Consider the following 16378-nt stretch of genomic DNA (forward strand, 5'->3'; position numbering starts at 1 on the left):
CACCGAGCGCGCGTCAGGCGGCGGCGTCGCGGGCCCCGGCGGTCCCCGAGGACGAACCCGGTCGGGTCTCGGGCCGGCGCAGCCGCTCTGTGATCTGGCCGAGCGCCGAGAGCGCGATCTCGGCGGGCGATTTCGCGCCGATGTCGAGGCCGAGCGGCGCGTGGATGCGCGCGATCTCCGCATCCGCGAAGCCCGCCGCGCGGAGGCGCTCGACGCGGGCGGCGTGCGTCTTCCGGCTTCCCAGACACCCCAGATAGAAGGCGTCCGAGCGCAGCGCGCGCATGATGGCGGGGTCGTCGAGCTTGGGGTCGTGGGTCAGCGTCACGACGGCCGTGCGCGCGTCGAGCCCTGCCTCGTCGAGCCCGGCGTCGGGCCAGGCATGCGACAGGCGCGCGCCGGGAAAGCGCGCCTCGGCGGCGAAGGCGTCGCGCGGGTCGACGATGGTCACATCGTAGCCCAGCGCCTCGGCCATGACGCGCAAAGGCTGCGCGATGTGCACGGCGCCCACGATGACGAGCCGCAGCGGCGGGTTGTGGACGCCGACGAACCAGCGACCGTCCTCCAGCGCCGCGAAGCCCGACGCGTCGGCGTCCATCGCGCGGCGCACCTCATCGCCGAGCGGGCAGCCGGCGGCGCGGTCGACCAGAAGGCGGCTCCAGTCGTCGAGGCAGACGACATAGGCGATCTGGCGGCGCTTCGCGCGCGCCGCGGCGAGGTCGCGGATCGTCTGCTCCAGCGGCCCGTCGCCGACGCCGATCGGCTCGACGAGCACATGGATGGCGCCGCCGCAGGCGAGCCCCACCGCGAAGGCGTCCGCGTCGGCGACGCCGAACTCCAGCAGCCGGGGCCGCCCATCCTGCAGCGCCTCCAGCGCTTCGGCGGCGACCGCGCCCTCGACGCAGCCGCCCGAGACCGAGCCGGCGAGCTCCGCCTCGGACGAGATGGCGAGCTGGGCGCCCACGGGCCTCGGCGCCGAGCCCCAGGTCCGCACCACGGTCGCCAGCGCCGCGCGCTTGCCCGCGTCGATCCAGGCGAGGGCGGCTTCGGGGATTCGGTCGTGCTCGGCGGCGGTCATGGCGCGTCCTCCCGCAGCATATCAGGCAGATGACTATAAAAGCACCGCGCGCCGGCGCAACGGGGGCGCATGTCAGGCCAGTCGAGCGACGCGTCTCAGCTCCGCGCCGCCCCCGCCATCGCCTTGGCGATGTCCGTGGGATCGCCGCTGGCGGCGGCGGTCTCGAAGGTGATGCGCGGCGTCATCAGCTCGATCCCGTTCTCGGCGAAGGCCTTCTGCAGCGCCGCCATCGCCTTGCGCCGGACCATGAACTGCTGGCCCGGCTTGGTCGAGAACTTCACCCCGATCTCGAAGGAATGGCCCGAGATCGCGATCGCGCCCTGGCTCTTCATCGGCTCGAGGATCCGGTCGGCGATCTCGGGATCGGTGGCGAGGACTTCGCCCGCCTTCTTGACCAGCTTGCGGACCTTTTCGAGGTCGGTCTCCTGCGGCACGAGGAAGGTGAACTTCACCTTCACCCAGTCGCGGCTGTGGTTCTGGATCGTGCCCATCGAGGAGAACGGCACGGTGAAGACCGGCCCGCGCGGATGGCGCAGCCGCACCGAACGCAGCGAGATCGACTCGACCACGCCCTTGCTGCCGGAGGCCTCGATGTATTCGCCGATCCGGAAGGCGTCCTCGTAGAGGTAGAACACGCCGTTGATCACGTCGGCGACCAGCTTCTGCGCGCCGAAGCCGATGGCCAGCCCCAGAACCCCGGCGCCGGCGAGCAGCGGCGCGATGTTCACGCCGAGCGCGGACAAGGCGAAGATGCCCGTGAACGTCACGATGGCGGCCAAAGCCGCGCCGCGCAGGATCGGCGCGACGGTGTTCAGCCGCGAACCGGTGCTCCCGCCCTCTTCCTCGGGCGGCGCCGAGGGGTCGTGCGGGGTCTTCTCCGGCGCCCAGACGCCGATCAGGTCCGAGATCGCGTTCCAGAGCGCGAAGCCCAACAGCAGCGCGAAGGTCGCCTTCACCACGCCCGCCACGATCCCGCCGCCCCCGGACGCGAAGGGGTCGAGCCCCCAACTCTGGAGGATCAGGATCGCCGCGCCCAGCGCCAGCGCGCCCTTGCCGAGCGCGACGCCGCCGCGCAGCAGCGTGTGCGGCTTGTCGGGTTCGCGGGCGAGGATTTCGTCGCGCCATGCGCCGACTCCGGCGATGGCGAAGGGCGTCAGCGCTGCGATCACCAGCGAGTTGTTGATCGAGCCCGAGACGTCCGCGCCGCCGCGCAACCCCAGCGCCGTGCTCGCCGCGGCCAGCGCGTTGACGGCGGCGAGACCGACATAGCCGACATGCCACCATTGGGCGAGGAACGCCGAAATCGCGCCGGGCTTGCCCGCGAAGGCTTTGTCGATCAGCGCGGCGACGGGTCGGCGGACGGCGAGAAAGAACGTGGCCGTCATCGCCCCGCTCAGCAAAGCGAGCGTCGCGGCGGCGAGCGATCCCTGCCAGACGGCGCCGGACAGGTCGATCATGCCGCGCAGGAACAGGAAGACGCTGCCGATCACGAACAGGATCAGCGCCCAGCGCATCACGTGGCGGGCCTGCGCCTCGTCGAAGCCGGGCAGGCGGCGATGCGGCGCGCCCGGCGCCGCGAGCGCCTGCACGATGGCGAAGACGATCCGCTGGCGCATCGCGACCGCCAGCATCAGCGCGCCGATCGGGGCGGCGTGATAGGGCAGTAGCGCGTTGGTCGCCGCCGTGGCCACGAACCAGAAGATCGCGAGCGAGATCGCCCGCCCGACGCCCCACCGCGCCGTCAGCAGGAGCCGGCGCGAGAACGGCCCCGGCGTCTCGTTCGCCGGCGCGAAGGCGGCGCCGAGCCTGCGCAGCGCGTATTCGACCGCATAGGCCCCGGCCAGCGCCGCCGCGGCGAGGAGGATCGCCGTGAGAGGGTCCATGCCCGCCGCGTCCATCCGGTCCGCATAGGCGGCCAATGCGTCGGGGAACTGGTCGGCGCGGTCCACCGCGACGCCGAACGCCTCGCCGAACGCTTCGGGGTCGGGAACCATCTCCTCGGCGGGGGTCTCGGGCGCGACCACGACGGCGATCCCGGCGTCCGGAAGCGCCTCGAGGACTTGCGCGCGGACCGCCGGATCGAGGTCCGCCGGCAAGGTGATCGTGATCGCCCCGTCGCTCATCTTTCCCCCCTAACCCTGCGCCGGGCTCTGGAATTTCGGTAGCATGCGGCGCGGCTGCGCGCCACTCCGCCCGCGCGCGCCTTGACGTCGCCGTTGCGCGCGGTCAGCTTCCGCCGGCCTTGCGAGGGAGCGGCGAGCATGGAGCCCGGAAGCGGCGGCAACGCCATCGAGACGCGCGGCCTGCGCAAGCGCTACGGGCGCGACGGGACGGGCGGCGAGGCGCTCAAGGGCGTCGATCTCGACGTTCCGGCGGGGTCGATCTTCGGGCTGCTCGGTCCGAACGGGGCGGGAAAGTCGACCTTCATCAACATCCTCGCGGGCCTCGTCGTGAAGAGCGCGGGAACCGTGCGCATCTGGGGTTTCGATCAGGACGTGAACCCGCGCAACGCCCGCGCCGCCATCGGCGTCGTGCCGCAGGAGCTCAACATCGACCCGTTCTTCACGCCCCGCGAGGCGATGGAGTGGCAGGCGGGCCTTTACGGCGTGCCGAAATCGCGTCGCCGCACCATGGACATCCTCGGCCGCGTCGGCCTCGCCGACAAGGCCGACGCCTACGCCCGCACGCTCTCGGGCGGCATGAAGCGGCGGCTGCTCGTGGCCAAGGCGCTGGCGCACCGCCCGCCGGTGCTGGTGCTCGACGAGCCGACGGCGGGGGTGGACATCGAGCTGCGGCAGATGCTGTGGGCCTATGTGCGCGATCTGAACGCGCAGGGCGTCACGGTGATCCTGACCACGCATTACCTCGAAGAGGCGCAGGCGATGTGCGACCGCATCGCGATCCTGCATCGCGGCGCGCTGGTGGCCTGCGACGACACCTCGGCGCTGGTCGGTCGGCTCGACGCCAAGACGCTGGTGATCCGCCCGCGCGCGCCGCTTTCGGCGCCGCCGCCGGAGCTCGCCGACCTCGCGCCGTCGCTGCGGCCCGACGGCGCGCTCGCCATCGGCTACCGGCGCGGGCGGGCCGATCCGCTGACCCTGCTCGACCGGGTGCGCGCCGCCGGCGTCGCGGTAGAGGACGTGGCGACCGAGGAGCCCGACCTCGAAGACGTGTTCCTCGCGCTGACCCGCGGCGCGGAGGCGGCGGCGGGATGAGGCTTGGAAGCGGCCCCGCCCCGCGCTAAACCCGCAGCGCCGCAGGCCACAGCCGCGACGAGGGAGAGCGCGCATGAGCTACGCCTATGATCCGCAGAACATTTTCGCGAAAATCCTGCGCGGGGAGATCCCCTGCTCGAAAGTCCACGAGACGCCGCACAGCCTCGCCTTCCACGACATCAACCCGCAGGCCCCGACGCATGTGCTGGTGATCCCGAAAGGGCCTTACGTCAATTTCGACCATTTCGCAGCCGAGGCGAGCGAAGTCGAGATCGCCGATTTCACCCGCGCCGTGGCCGAAGTCGCCCGCCGCGTCGGCCATGCCGAGAGCGCCGGCGGCGCAGGCTACCGCATCCTGTCCAACGCCGGCCCCGACGCGCATCAGGAAGTGCCGCATCTGCACATCCACGTCTTCGGCGGCAAGTTCCTCGGGCGGATGATCAAGGTTCCAGAGTGAGCCTCCCGCCAGCGGCCCCGGAGCCCGCGCTCCGGGGCCGCCTGACGCAACGCCGGCGACACTCCCTCGACATTCGGGCCATTCGCAACGCCGGCCCGCACAGCCTCAACGCCTCACGCGACCGGTTATTCCCTCAGCCCCCCGCTGCGAAGCGCGCCAGATCGGCGAGTTCGAGCGGGTAATAGTCCGGGTTCCCGATCAGCGCCGACTTGTCGAAGCCCTCGCGATAGGTCTCGGCCCACCAGCCGTATTTCTCCTTCGAGACGCAGGGGTCGGGTTGCCAGCCGGGCTCCGCGGTGACGAAGCTCGTCCCGCAGAGCTTCAGCATCCCTCCGAACACCTCCATCAGCATCGCCGAGCCGACCGGCCCCAGCCGCTGGCCGCAGCTCTTCAGCTCGCTCTCGCGCAGCATGTAGTAGAAGAGGGGCGTCTCCTCGCGCAGCGACTTGCCGGTGCGGTGGGCGGCGTCGAGCCGCTTCCAGCCGGGGACGTCGTCGAGCTTCAGATCGCAGACCTCCAGCGGATAGCCCTTGGCCTTGAGCGCCGCCGCCACCGCCTGCCCCGACGGCACGCTGAGCGCGTTGGCGCGCATCAGGTTGCGGAAGGCGAGCGCGCGGTTGGCGGGGTTGCGGCTGGGGACCACCGGCAGGTCCTGCAGCTCGTCGGTCAGCAGCGGGTCGATCGCCTTGGCCATGCGCGGGCGGTGATGTTGGTCGAGCGGGAGCATGTGCTTCCAGTCGACTTCGAGCCCCTCGGGCAGAGCCGCGAAGCCGGTCGAGCCGAAGCGTTCGTCGAACAGTTCGACCTCACGATGCGCGTCGTTCACCGAGAAGACCGAGCGCACCATGGTGTGGCCGACGCGATAGGCCGCGACCGAGAACTCCACGGGCATCGGCAGCGCGCCATGCTTGTCGGGGCCGTAGCAGAGCGGGAACTTCGCCTTGGGGTCGCAGATGCGGGTCGCGGCGAACCGCCAGATGTCGACGTCGCAGAGCCGCTTCAGGAAGTCGAACAGCACGATCCACTGGTAGTGGAAGCGCAGCTCGCGCTGGGCGGCGGCGAAGCGCGAGAAGCGCTCCTTGGGGGCGCGCTGATGCACGCGCTCGTCGAAGAAGCGGTTGTGGGCGCGGTGGAACATCAGCTGCATCTGCGAGATGAACAGATTCTCGTCGTTGCGCGGATCGCCGATCAGCGCGGCGCCCCCCGGCGCGCGGGCGAGGTCGCGACCGTCCGGGCTCACGGCGATGTGCTCGCCGTCGTAGATGTGCGGGCTCGCCTCGGGGCCGAAGCCGTAGACGCAGTCGAGATCGAGGCTCGCGGAGCGGATGTTGGGCAGCTTCGCGATGGAAGCGGCGTCGAGCGGCGCGCCGCGCAGGTCCGAAGTGGTGTCGAGCGTCACGTCGTGATCGACGAACTGCGCGAAGAAGATGTAGCCGGCGGGGATCGCGCTGTCGGGCGAGGCGTCGTCGAAATCATGCATCAGCCCGCCGGGGCCGCCGAGGATCGCGGCCTCCTCCTCGCTCAGCGCGAGGCCGGGCAGATCGGGGAAAAGCTTGGAGAAATGGCCGACGGCGACGTGTTCGCAGCCCTTGGCCTTGGTCATTCCGTGGTGACAGGCGTGTCTGGCGGTCATGCGGAAGATCCTCCCTGCGGCGTCTTTCCGGACCCGATGTCCGGAGGCGCGGGGCGACTGTGCGCCGGCGCCGTCAAAGCGTCGTGAGAGTTGGGTCAACCGGTGGCGACGGCGCGTGACCTGCGCCTTGCTTCCGTGGCATGACGCCCCGGGCCCTGAACGCGGGAGACGGCGCGGATGGCGGACGGATCGAAATTCTGGGACCGGATCGCCGACCGCTACGCCGCGCGCGCGATCCGCGACGCGGGCGCCTACGACGCCGCCATCGCGCGGACGCGGGCGCATCTCAAGCCCTGCGACCACGTTCTCGAGCTGGGCTGCGGCACGGGAACGACCGCTCTGCGACTCGCCGATGCGGCGGCGCGCATCGACGCGACGGATTTCTCGACCCGGATGATCGAGATCGCGACCGGGAAGGCGCGCGCCGCCGGCGTTGCGTCGGTCGCCTTTTCGCGCGCCGATCTGACCGACCCCGCTGCGGCGCCCGGCCCCTATGACGCGGTGCTGGCCTTCAACCTGCTCCAGCTCATGCCCGACCTCCCGGCGGCCCTGGCGCTGATCGCGGCGCGGGTGAAGCCCGGGGGCGTGTTCGTGTCGAAGAGCGTCTGCCTCGGCGAGCCGGGGTGGCGGCGTGCGCGGATCGTCGTCGGGGCCTTGCGCGCTGTCGGGATCGCGCCGCCGCTGCGCTTCCTGCGGATCACGGCGCTCGACGCGGCGATCGAGCGCGCGGGGTTCGAGATCGTCGAGCGCGGCATGTTCCCCGAGCGGCCGCCCGGGCGCTTCCTCGTCGCAAGGCGGGTCGCCTAGCCGCTATGGTGGACGCTCACTCGCCGCGACGGACCGCGTCGGCGTCGCGGCGCAGCGCGGCGACGTCGAAGACCGGCGCCGACAGCCGCTCGGCCTCCGCCGCGGACACCGCCGCCTCGACGCCGAGCGCTTCGATCAGCCGAGGGCCCTCCGCCGGATCGGGGGCGCTCTCGCGCAGGCTGAGCGCGGACGGCGCGTCGGCGAGCTCCGGCCATGGCGCGTCGGCGACGCCTTCGGATTCGGGCACGTCGATGCGGGTGAAGATCGCGCCGATCCCGCAACCCGGCAGGCTCAGCGCCGCGCCGAGGACGAGCGCGCGCGCCAGCCCGGGCCCGGCCGTCGCCGTCAAGGGCGACGGTTTGCCCGTCTTTGAATCGCGACCCGAGTCTGGCATAGCGGTGTCTTAACCGCGCCGACGCCGAAGCGCCACCTCAGAGCGCCGGACGGCTGCGTTGCTCTGGGGGAAGACGCCATGACCGCGCCCGTGAATGCGCCCGTGAACGCGACTGCGCCGCTCGACGCCGCGCCAAAGCCCTTCGCCGATCCCGAAGAGGTGGCGGGCATGCTGAAGGACAGCGCCGCCTTCGTGCAGAACATGGGGCTGATCGCCGAGCGCACGCAGGAGATCTGGCGCCGCTTCGCCGAGACCAACCTCGCCGACACCCACCCCATGCACGCCGACCCGCTCAACGCCGCGCCCGCCTTCGCCGAACTCGGCCAGAGCATGATGAACCATCCGCGCGAGATGGCCGACGCCATGATGCGGCTTTGGCTCCAGCAGACCGAACTCTGGCGACGCGCGACGCTGAAGCTGTGGGGCCTCTCGGAAGACCCGCTCGTCGAACCCGATCGCGGGGACAAGCGCTTCAAGGACGAGGAATGGTCGAAGAACGCGATCTTCGACTATGTGAAGCAGTCCTACCTGCTCACGTCGAAATGGATCATGGAGACGATCCACGACGTCGGCGAGATCGACGAACGCGACCGCCGCAAGGTCGAGTTCTATACCCGCAACTTCATTCAGGCGATGTCGCCGGCCAACTTCGCCGCCACAAATCCCGAAGTGCTGCGCGCCACCCTGAAGGAGCGCGGCGAGAATCTCGCGCGCGGGCTGCAGCACATGCTCGAGGACCTTGAGCGCGGCAAGGGCAACCTGCTGATCCGCCAGACCGACCTCGACGCCTTCGAAGTCGGGCGCAACATGGCGACCACTCCCGGGAAGGTGATCTGGCAGAACGAGCTGTTCCAGCTCATCCAGTACGCGCCGACGACAGAACAGGTCCACGAGATCCCGCTGCTGATCTGCGCGCCCTGGATCAACAAGTACTACATCCTCGACCTGAACGAGAACAAGTCGATGGTTCGCTGGCTGGTCGACGAAGGCTGGACGGTGTTCGTCATCTCCTGGGTCAATCCCGACATCCGCCAGAAGGACGAGACCTGGGAGAGCTACATGAAAAAGGGGGTGCTCACCGCCCTCGAAAAAGTGATCGAGGAGACCGGCGCGAAGAAGGCGCATCTGACAGGCTATTGCATCGGCGGCACCATGCTGGGCACGACGCTCGCGCATATGGCTGCGACCGGCGACCCCCGGGCCGCCACCGCCACCTTCTTCACCACCCAGCTCGACTTCACCGACGCCGGCGAACTGCAGGTCTTCGTCGATGAGAAGACCCTGAAAGTCCTCGACGAGAAGATGGATCAGGGCTACCTGCCCGCCGAAAGCATGGCGACCGCCTTCAACATGCTGCGCGCCAGCGATCTGATCTGGGGTTTCGTCGTCCAGAACTATCTGCTCGGCAAGGAGCCGTTTCCGTTCGACCTGCTCTACTGGAACGCCGACAGCACCTGCATGCCGGCGCGGGTGCATCACTTCTATCTCGACAATTTCTACAACGCCAACCGGCTGGCGCAGGGGGAGATGCGGCTCGGCGGCGAGAAGCTCGACCTGTCGCGGATCAAGACGCCAGTCTATCACGTCGCGACCAAGGAGGATCACATCGCCCCGCCGCAATCGGCCTTCCGCGGCGCCAGGCTGCTGGGGTCGCGCGACGCGACGTTCATCCTCGCCGGATCGGGGCACATCGCCGGGGTCGTGAATCCGCCTTCGTCCGGCAAGTACCAGTACTGGACGAAGAAGGGGATGGCGGGCGAGGGGCTCGAAGTCTGGATGAAGGACGCGCAGGAGACCCCGGGCTCCTGGTGGCCGCACTGGAGCGCGTGGCTCGCCGCGCATGGCGGCGGGATGGTCCCCGCGCGTGCGCCGGGGGCGACGCTCGGCATTGTCGAGGATGCGCCCGGCGCCTATGTGAAGCGCCGCTTCGACGCGCGCTGACGGGTCCGCCCGGCCCGGGCCGTCGCGCTGGACAAGCGCGCCCCGGTGGAGCAAGAAGCCGCGACATACTGGCGGGGCTTTCAGCACAGCTGAGATTTTCATGAAATCCACGCGGATGCGGGCGGCGTCGCGCGCGGGCGATCGGGCGCAATGCAGCGGATAGTCGGCGGACCTCTCGACCTGAACGCGCCCGGCGAGCCCGGCGGCGCGCGCGCGCGGCAGCGCGCCGCCTGGGTCGCCGAGGTCGGCGCGACCCTCAGTCTCGCCTGGCCGCTGATCGTCGCGCAACTCGCCACCATCGGGCTCAACACGACCGATGTGGTGATGATGGGCTGGCTCGGTCCGGAGTTTCTGGCCAGCGGCTCGCTCGCCGTGTCGATGCTTTATCCGCTGCTGATGCTGGGCACGGGCGTCGCGATGGCGGCGGCGCCGATGGCGGCGCAGGCGCTCGGCGCGCGCCGGCGGCGTTCGGCGCGGCGCACGGTGCGGCAGGGGCTGTGGCTGTCCGCGATCCTCGCCTTCCTGCTCGCGATCCCGCTTCTCATGGCGGGGCCGATCCTCGTGGCGTTGGGACAATCGCCGCGCATCGCCGATCTGGCGCAGGAATATTTGCGGTACGGCGCGCTGATGCTGCCGTCGGCGCTGATGTTCACCGTGCTGCGCGGCTATCTCTCGGCGCATGGCCGCACGCAGGTGGTGCTTTGGATCACCCTGGCGGGCATCGGGCTGAACGCCTTTCTCGACTATGCGCTGATGTTCGGCCATTTCGGCTTTCCGCGGCTCGAACTCGCGGGCGCCGGGATCGCGACCGCGGTCGTCTATGCGGCGATGTTCGGCCTGCTGCTCGTTCATGTGCTGCGGGTGCGCCGGCGCGACGCGCTGCTCGCGCGGTTCTGGCGGGCGGACTGGCCGAGATTCTTCGCGATGCTCAGGCTCGGCCTGCCGATCGGGCTGACCATGATGGCCGAATCGGGGCTCTTCGCCTGCGCCGCCCTGCTGATGGGCCTCTTGGGGCCGGACGCGCTCGCCGGCCACGCGATCGCCCTGCAACTCGCCGCCATCGCCTTCATGGCGCCGCTGGGGCTGAGCCATGCGACGACCGTGCGCGTGGGCCGCGCCTTCGGGGCGGGCGATGCGGCGGGGGCCAAGCGCGCGGGCTATGTGTCGATCGGGCTGGCGGTCGTCTTCATGTCGATGACGGCGCTGCTGTTCTGGCTGGCGCCGCAAACGCTTGTGGGGCTGTTTCTGCGCCCCGGCGACGCGGCGGCGGCGGATGCGGCGGCGCTGGCGGCGAGCTTCCTCGCCATCGCCGCGCTGTTCCAGATCGTGGACGGCGTGCAGGTGACGGCCTCCGCCGGGCTGCGGGGCCTCAGCGACACCGCCGCGCCGATGGTGATCGCGCTGTGCGGCTACTGGCTGGTGGGATTGCCCACGGCCTGGCTCATCGGATTTCCGCTCGGGATGGACGGCGTGGGGGTCTGGCTCGGCCTCGCGGCGGGCCTCGCCTTCGCCGCGCTGGTGCTCGCGACCCGGTTCGTCCTCAGCGACGCCAAGCCCGATCCGCGTCGGGCGCGCGGCTGAGGGGCGTCAGTTCGCTTTCGCGATGGCGTATTTCTCGCGCATCTTGCGGATGCCCTCCTGCATTCCGTGTTCGATCTGCAGGCGCAGCATCTCCTCGTCGCGGCGGCGGAACTCAACGACCAGCGCGTCGAGGTCCTCGTTGTCGCCCATCAGATGCAGCCCCTGCCGCGCCAGCGCCACGGCGCTCTCGAAGACTTCGCGGATCACCACGTCGGCGCCGGCCTCGCGCATCGCGATGTCGGAGAAGCGGTCATAGGTCATGGCGAGGATCAGCTGGTCGGGAAAGCGCTCGCGCAGCCGCCCGACGGCCTTCTTGGCGCCTTCGCGGTCGTTGATGCACAGAAAGATCGCCCGCGCGTCCTTCGCGCCGGCCATCGTCAGCACGTCGAGCCGCGAGCCGTCGCCGAAGAAGACCTTGTCGCCGATGCTCTCGGCGATGCGGATGCGCTGGGGCGAATTGTCGATCAGCGTCAACTCGTAGCCGCGCATCTGCAGCATCCGGGCGATGATCTGGCCGGTGCGCCCGAAGCCCGCCACGATGACCGGCGCGGGCTTGGCCTTCGAGACGTCGTCGAGCCCGCGCGCCTCGTCGGCCTTGCCGCGCCGGGCGAGAAAGCGGTCCACCACGGCGAGCGCCGCCGGGGTCAGCGCCATCGACACGCCGACTGTCGCCGTCAGCAACCCCGCCGTCTCGCGGTCGATCAGCGTCGAGGCGGCGGCGATGCCAAGCAGGACGAACGCGAACTCGCCCGCCTGGCCGAGCGTCGCCGCCACGCGCATCGCATCCGCCTGGCTCGAACCCCTCAGCCGCGCGACGCGGTAAAGGATCGCTGCCTTGAGCGCGTAGAGCGCGACTGCGCCGCCGAGCACGAGCGGCGCGTTCTCGACCGCGAGGCCCCAGTCGACGCTCATCCCCACCGCCACGAAGAAGAGCCCCAGAAACAGCGAGCGGAACGGCTCGATGTCGGTCTCGAGCTGGTGGCGGAACTCGGTCTCCGACAGCAGCACGCCGGCGAGGAACGCCCCCAGCGCCATGGACAGGCCCGCCGCGTCCATCAGCAGCGCCGACGCGGCGACGACCAGCAGCGCGGCCGCCGTGAACACTTCGTCGGCCTTGGCGAGCGCGATCGCGCGGAACATGCGCGGCAGCAGGAACCGCCCGCCGATCAGCAGCCCGCCGATGGCGAGCACGCCCATGACGATCTGCCGGTCGATCGACTCGCCGCCCCCGAGCGGCGAGAGGAACGCCGTCAGCGCCAGCAGCGGGACGACGGCGATGTCCTGAAACAGCAATATCCAGAAGGCGCGCCGGCCATGCGGGGCCGCGAACTCGCCGCGCTCGCGCAGCAGTTGCACGCCGAACGCCGTCGAGGACAGCGCGAGCGCGAGTCCCGCGACCAGCGCGCCGGCGAGGCTCAGCCCGAGCCCCCACAGCGCAGCCGCCAGAACCACCCCCGTCGCCCCGACCTGGGCGCCGCCGAGCCCGAAGATTTCGCCGCGCATCCGCCAGAGCCGCTGCGGCTGCAATTCGAGCCCGATGACGAAGAGCAGCAGCACCACGCCGAATTCGGCGATGTGCAGCACGTCGCCGCCGCCTTCGATCAGCCCGAGCACGGAGGGGCCGATCACCGCGCCGGCGGCGAGATAGCCGAGCACCGAGCCCAGCCCGATGCGCCGGAACAGGGCCACGGCGCCGACGGTCGCGCCGAGATAGACGGCGACGTCCACCAGCATCGGATCGGCGCCTGCGGCCATGCTCAAATCTCCTTTGGCGCGAGTCTCGCGCCCCGCGCGGCGCGACGCAACACGGCAGAGACGCGCAGCGCGCGATTTTCCGTCAGATCAGACCCTTGAGCCGCAGCAGCCCCAGGCTCGCCAGCGTCGCGCCATCGCGGATGCGCCCGTCGCAGGCGCGGGCGAGAACCTCCTCGACCGGCAGCGCCATGGCGACGAGGTCCTGCTCGGTGTCCTCGAGCGCCTGTTCGCCCTCGGTAAGCCCGGTGGCGAGAAACAGCGCCCCGGTCTGGGCGATCAGCGCCGGCGCCGGCGCGATCTCGCCGACGTAATCGAGGCGCTGCGCCGTCACGCCCGTCTCCTCGCGCAATTCGATGGCGGCGGCCTCTTCGATGGGGATGGCGTCGCCGCCCGGCGCCACGCCCATCGGCAGCTCGAGGCTGCGCGCGCGCAGCGGATGGCGGTATTGCTCGACCATCCAGATCCGCCCGTCCTGCACCGCGGCGACGACGGCGTAGCGCGGGCGCTCGATATAGGCGTAGACGCCCTCGGCGCCGTCGGGATAGCGGATCGCGTCCTCGCGCAGCCGCACCCAATGGTTCTCGAAGGCCGTGTGCGAGCCGAGGATGTCGAACATGGGGCGCTCTCCGGTCGGCTTGCGCAAGGCGGCGCAGCGTCTATAAGGCCGGAACTCTTCCAACGCCAATGGTCCGACCGGCTCTCAGCCGGGACCCATCGACGCGAGCGCGCACCATGCCCAGGCGGACCGACATCTCCTCGATCATGATCATCGGCGCGGGGCCCATCGTGATCGGGCAGGCCTGCGAGTTCGACTATTCCGGCGCGCAGGCCTGCAAGGCGCTGAAGGAGGAGGGCTATCGGGTCGTCCTCGTCAACTCCAACCCCGCCACGATCATGACCGACCCGGCGCTCGCGGACGCGACCTACATCGAGCCGATCACGCCCGAGATCGTGGCGAAGATCATCGAGAAGGAGCGCCCGGACGCCCTGCTGCCGACCATGGGCGGCCAGACCGGGCTCAACACCGCCATCGCCCTCGACGACATGGGCGTGCTCGCGAAATTCGGCGTGCAGCTGATCGGCGCCAACCGCAAGGCCATCGAGATGGCCGAGGACCGCAAGCTGTTCCGCGAGGCGATGGACCGGATCGGGCTCGAGAACCCGCGCGCCACCATCGTCGGCGCGCCGAAGGTCGGCAAGAAATTCGACATCGCCGCCGGCATGGCCGAGGCGATGGCGGCGCTCGACCATGTCGGCCTGCCCGCGATCATCCGCCCCGCCTTCACGCTGGGCGGCACCGGCGGCGGCGTCGCCTACAACCGCGAGGATTACGAGCGCATCTGCCGCACCGGGCTGGAGGCCTCGCCCGCGGGCCAGATCCTCATCGACGAGTCGCTCTTGGGCTGGAAGGAATTCGAGATGGAGGTGGTCCGCGACCGCGCGGACAACTGCATCATCGTCTGCTCCATCGAGAACGTCGACCCGATGGGCGTGCACACCGGCGACAGCATCACCGTGGCGCCGGCGTTGACGCTCACCGACCGCGAATACCAGATGCTGCGCAACGCCTCGATCGCCGTGCTGCGCGAGATCGGCGTCGAGACCGGCGGCTCGAACGTGCAGTTCGCGATCTGCCCGAAAACGGGTCGGATCGTGGTGATCGAGATGAACCCGCGCGTCAGCCGCTCCTCCGCTCTGGCGTCGAAGGCCACCGGCTTTCCCATCGCCAAGATCGCGGCGAAGCTCGCCGTGGGCTACACGCTCGACGAACTCGACAACGACATCACCGGGGTGACGCCGGCGAGCTTCGAGCCGACCATCGACTACGTCGTCACCAAGATCCCCCGCTTCGCCTTCGAGAAGTTCCCCGGCGCCAAGCCGGAACTCACCACCGCGATGAAGTCGGTGGGCGAGGCGATGGCGATCGGACGGAACTTCCACGAAAGCGTGCAGAAGGCGCTGTGCTCGCTGGAGACGGGGCTGACCGGCTTCGACGAAATCGCCATCGAGGGTCTGGACGAGGCCGCCTCGCCCGAGGAGCGTCGGCAGGCCGTGGTCGCCGCGCTCTCGCGCCCTACCCCCGACCGAATCCGGGTGATCGCGCAGGCGATCCGAGAGGGGTTGAGCGCGGCGGAGATCGCGCAGGCCACCGCCTACGACCCGTGGTTCCTCGAGCGCATCGCCGAGATCGTCGATGTCGAGGCGGAGGTGCGCCGCGACGGCCTGCCGACTGACGCGGCGGGGATGCGTCGGCTGAAGATGATGGGCTTCTCCGATGCGCGGCTCGGCGCGCTCGCGGGGCTCGACGCGCGCGGGGTGCGCAGTCGCCGCCGCGGGCTTGGCGTCGAGGCCGTGTTCAAGCGCATCGACACCTGCGCCGCGGAATTCGAGGCCCAGACGCCCTACATGTATTCGACCTACGAATCCGACCTGTTCGGCGAGGTCGAGTGCGAGGCGCGGCCCTCGGACCGCGACAAGATCGTGATCCTCGGCGGCGGGCCGAACCGGATCGGGCAGGGCATCGAGTTCGACTATTGCTGCTGCCACGCCTGCTACGCGCTCGAAGAGGCCGGCTTCGAGACGATCATGATCAACTGCAATCCCGAGACGGTCAGCACCGATTACGACACCTCCGACCGGCTCTATTTCGAGCCGCTGACCGAGGAGCACGTGCTCGAAATCCTGCGCGCCGAGCAGCGCCGGGGCCGTCTCAAGGGCGTGATCGTGCAGTTCGGCGGCCAGACGCCGCTCAAGCTCGCCGACGCGCTGGAGCAGGCCGACATCCCGATCCTCGGCACCTCGCCCGACGCCATCGACCTCGCCGAGGACCGCGAGCGCTTCCAGAAGCTGATCCACGCGCTGGGGCTGAAGCAGCCCCGCAACGGCGTCGCCCGCTCGCGCGAACAGGCGCTGGCCGTGGCCGCCGACATCGGCTTTCCGCTGGTCATCCGCCCCTCCTACGTGCTGGGCGGGCGGGCCATGGAGATCGTGCGCGACGAGGCGCATCTGGAGCGCTACATCCGCGACGCGGTGGTGGTGTCGGGCGACAGCCCGGTGCTGCTCGACAGCTATCTGTCCGGCGCGGTCGAGGTCGATGTGGACGCGCTCTGCGACGGCGCGCGCGTGCATGTCGCCGGCGTGATGGAGCATATCGAGGAGGCCGGCGTGCATTCCGGCGACAGCGCCTGCGTGCTGCCGCCGCACACGCTGGACGCCGACACGGTCGCCGAGCTCAAGCGCCAGACCGCGGCGATGGCGCTGCGGCTGGGCGTGGTCGGGCTGATGAACGTCCAGTTCGCCATCCAGAACGGCGACATCTACGTGCTGGAGGTCAACCCGCGCGCCTCGCGCACCGTGCCCTTCGTGGCCAAGGCGGTGGGCGCGCCGATCGCGGGGATCGCGGCGCGGGTGATGGCGGGCGAGAAGCTCTCGGCCTTCACGCTGCCTGCGCCCGAGACGCCGCACGTCGCGGTGAAGGAGGCGGTGCTGCCCTTCGCGCGCTTCCCCGGCGTCGACACGC

The 16378-nt window shown here is 70.4% G+C and carries 12 protein-coding genes; 6 read left to right on the top strand and 6 right to left on the bottom strand.

All coding sequences use genetic code 11. From position 1 onward, the window contains the following. Positions 1 to 13 precede the first annotated feature (13 nt). On the bottom strand, positions 14 to 1075 hold the full coding sequence (locus V7Q31_RS01755) for an XdhC family protein (RefSeq protein ID WP_333831944.1): 1062 nt from the start codon (positions 1073 to 1075) through the stop codon (positions 14 to 16). Between the two features lie 95 nt (positions 1076 to 1170). Beyond that, positions 1171 to 3198 carry a mechanosensitive ion channel family protein gene (locus V7Q31_RS01760; protein ID WP_333831945.1) on the bottom strand — a complete coding sequence of 676 codons (2028 nt, stop codon included), beginning with the start codon at positions 3196 to 3198 and terminating at the stop codon, positions 1171 to 1173. Between the two features lie 138 nt (positions 3199 to 3336). Between V7Q31_RS01760 and V7Q31_RS01765 the strand changes: the two genes are divergently transcribed. Both V7Q31_RS01765 and V7Q31_RS01770 read left to right on the top strand, forming a co-directional pair. Continuing rightward, positions 3337 to 4290: an ABC transporter ATP-binding protein gene (locus V7Q31_RS01765; protein ID WP_333831946.1), complete on the top strand. Its 954-nt coding sequence runs from the start codon at positions 3337 to 3339 to the stop codon at positions 4288 to 4290. Positions 4291 to 4363: 73 nt separating this feature from the next. After that, positions 4364 to 4747: a histidine triad nucleotide-binding protein gene (locus V7Q31_RS01770; protein ID WP_333831947.1), complete on the top strand. Its 384-nt coding sequence runs from the start codon at positions 4364 to 4366 to the stop codon at positions 4745 to 4747. A 133-nt stretch (positions 4748 to 4880) separates the two neighbouring features. On the opposite strand, the gene V7Q31_RS01775 is transcribed toward V7Q31_RS01770, so the two are convergent. Then, on the bottom strand, positions 4881 to 6380 hold the full coding sequence (locus V7Q31_RS01775) for a peroxidase family protein (protein WP_333831948.1): 1500 nt from the start codon (positions 6378 to 6380) through the stop codon (positions 4881 to 4883). A 177-nt stretch (positions 6381 to 6557) separates the two neighbouring features. Between V7Q31_RS01775 and V7Q31_RS01780 the strand changes: the two genes are divergently transcribed. Beyond that, positions 6558 to 7187: a class I SAM-dependent methyltransferase gene (locus V7Q31_RS01780; protein WP_333831949.1), complete on the top strand. Its 630-nt coding sequence runs from the start codon at positions 6558 to 6560 to the stop codon at positions 7185 to 7187. A gap of 16 nt (positions 7188 to 7203) precedes the next feature. On the opposite strand, the gene V7Q31_RS01785 is transcribed toward V7Q31_RS01780, so the two are convergent. Then, positions 7204 to 7536 carry a hypothetical protein gene (locus V7Q31_RS01785; RefSeq protein WP_333831950.1) on the bottom strand — a complete coding sequence of 111 codons (333 nt, stop codon included), beginning with the start codon at positions 7534 to 7536 and terminating at the stop codon, positions 7204 to 7206. Between the two features lie 123 nt (positions 7537 to 7659). Here V7Q31_RS01785 and V7Q31_RS01790 point away from each other — a divergent pair, with 123 nt between their 5' ends. Both V7Q31_RS01790 and V7Q31_RS01795 read left to right on the top strand, forming a co-directional pair. After that, positions 7660 to 9522 (top strand): PHA/PHB synthase family protein, encoded by a 1863-nt coding sequence (locus tag V7Q31_RS01790; RefSeq protein WP_333831951.1) that lies wholly within the window; start codon positions 7660 to 7662, stop codon positions 9520 to 9522. Between the two features lie 150 nt (positions 9523 to 9672). Continuing rightward, entirely contained in the window at positions 9673 to 11103 is a 1431-nt protein-coding gene (locus tag V7Q31_RS01795; protein ID WP_333831952.1) for an MATE family efflux transporter, read from the top strand. A 6-nt stretch (positions 11104 to 11109) separates the two neighbouring features. On the opposite strand, the gene V7Q31_RS01800 is transcribed toward V7Q31_RS01795, so the two are convergent. Both V7Q31_RS01800 and V7Q31_RS01805 read right to left on the bottom strand, forming a co-directional pair. Further along, complete coding sequence (locus V7Q31_RS01800) at positions 11110 to 12858, bottom strand: monovalent cation:proton antiporter-2 (CPA2) family protein (protein WP_333831953.1); 1749 nt, start codon at positions 12856 to 12858, stop codon at positions 11110 to 11112. A gap of 82 nt (positions 12859 to 12940) precedes the next feature. After that, a complete protein-coding gene (locus V7Q31_RS01805) occupies positions 12941 to 13474 on the bottom strand; it encodes an NUDIX hydrolase (RefSeq protein WP_333831954.1) in 534 nt (177 codons plus the stop codon). Positions 13475 to 13590: 116 nt separating this feature from the next. Between V7Q31_RS01805 and carB the strand changes: the two genes are divergently transcribed. Further along, a partial coding sequence (gene carB / locus V7Q31_RS01810; protein WP_333831955.1) for a carbamoyl-phosphate synthase large subunit occupies positions 13591 to 16378 on the top strand: 2788 nt, incomplete at its 3' end.

The sequence above is a fragment of the Rubrimonas sp. genome (genome assembly GCF_036788415.1).
In the GTDB taxonomy this organism is placed as follows: domain Bacteria; phylum Pseudomonadota; class Alphaproteobacteria; order Rhodobacterales; family Rhodobacteraceae; genus Rubrimonas.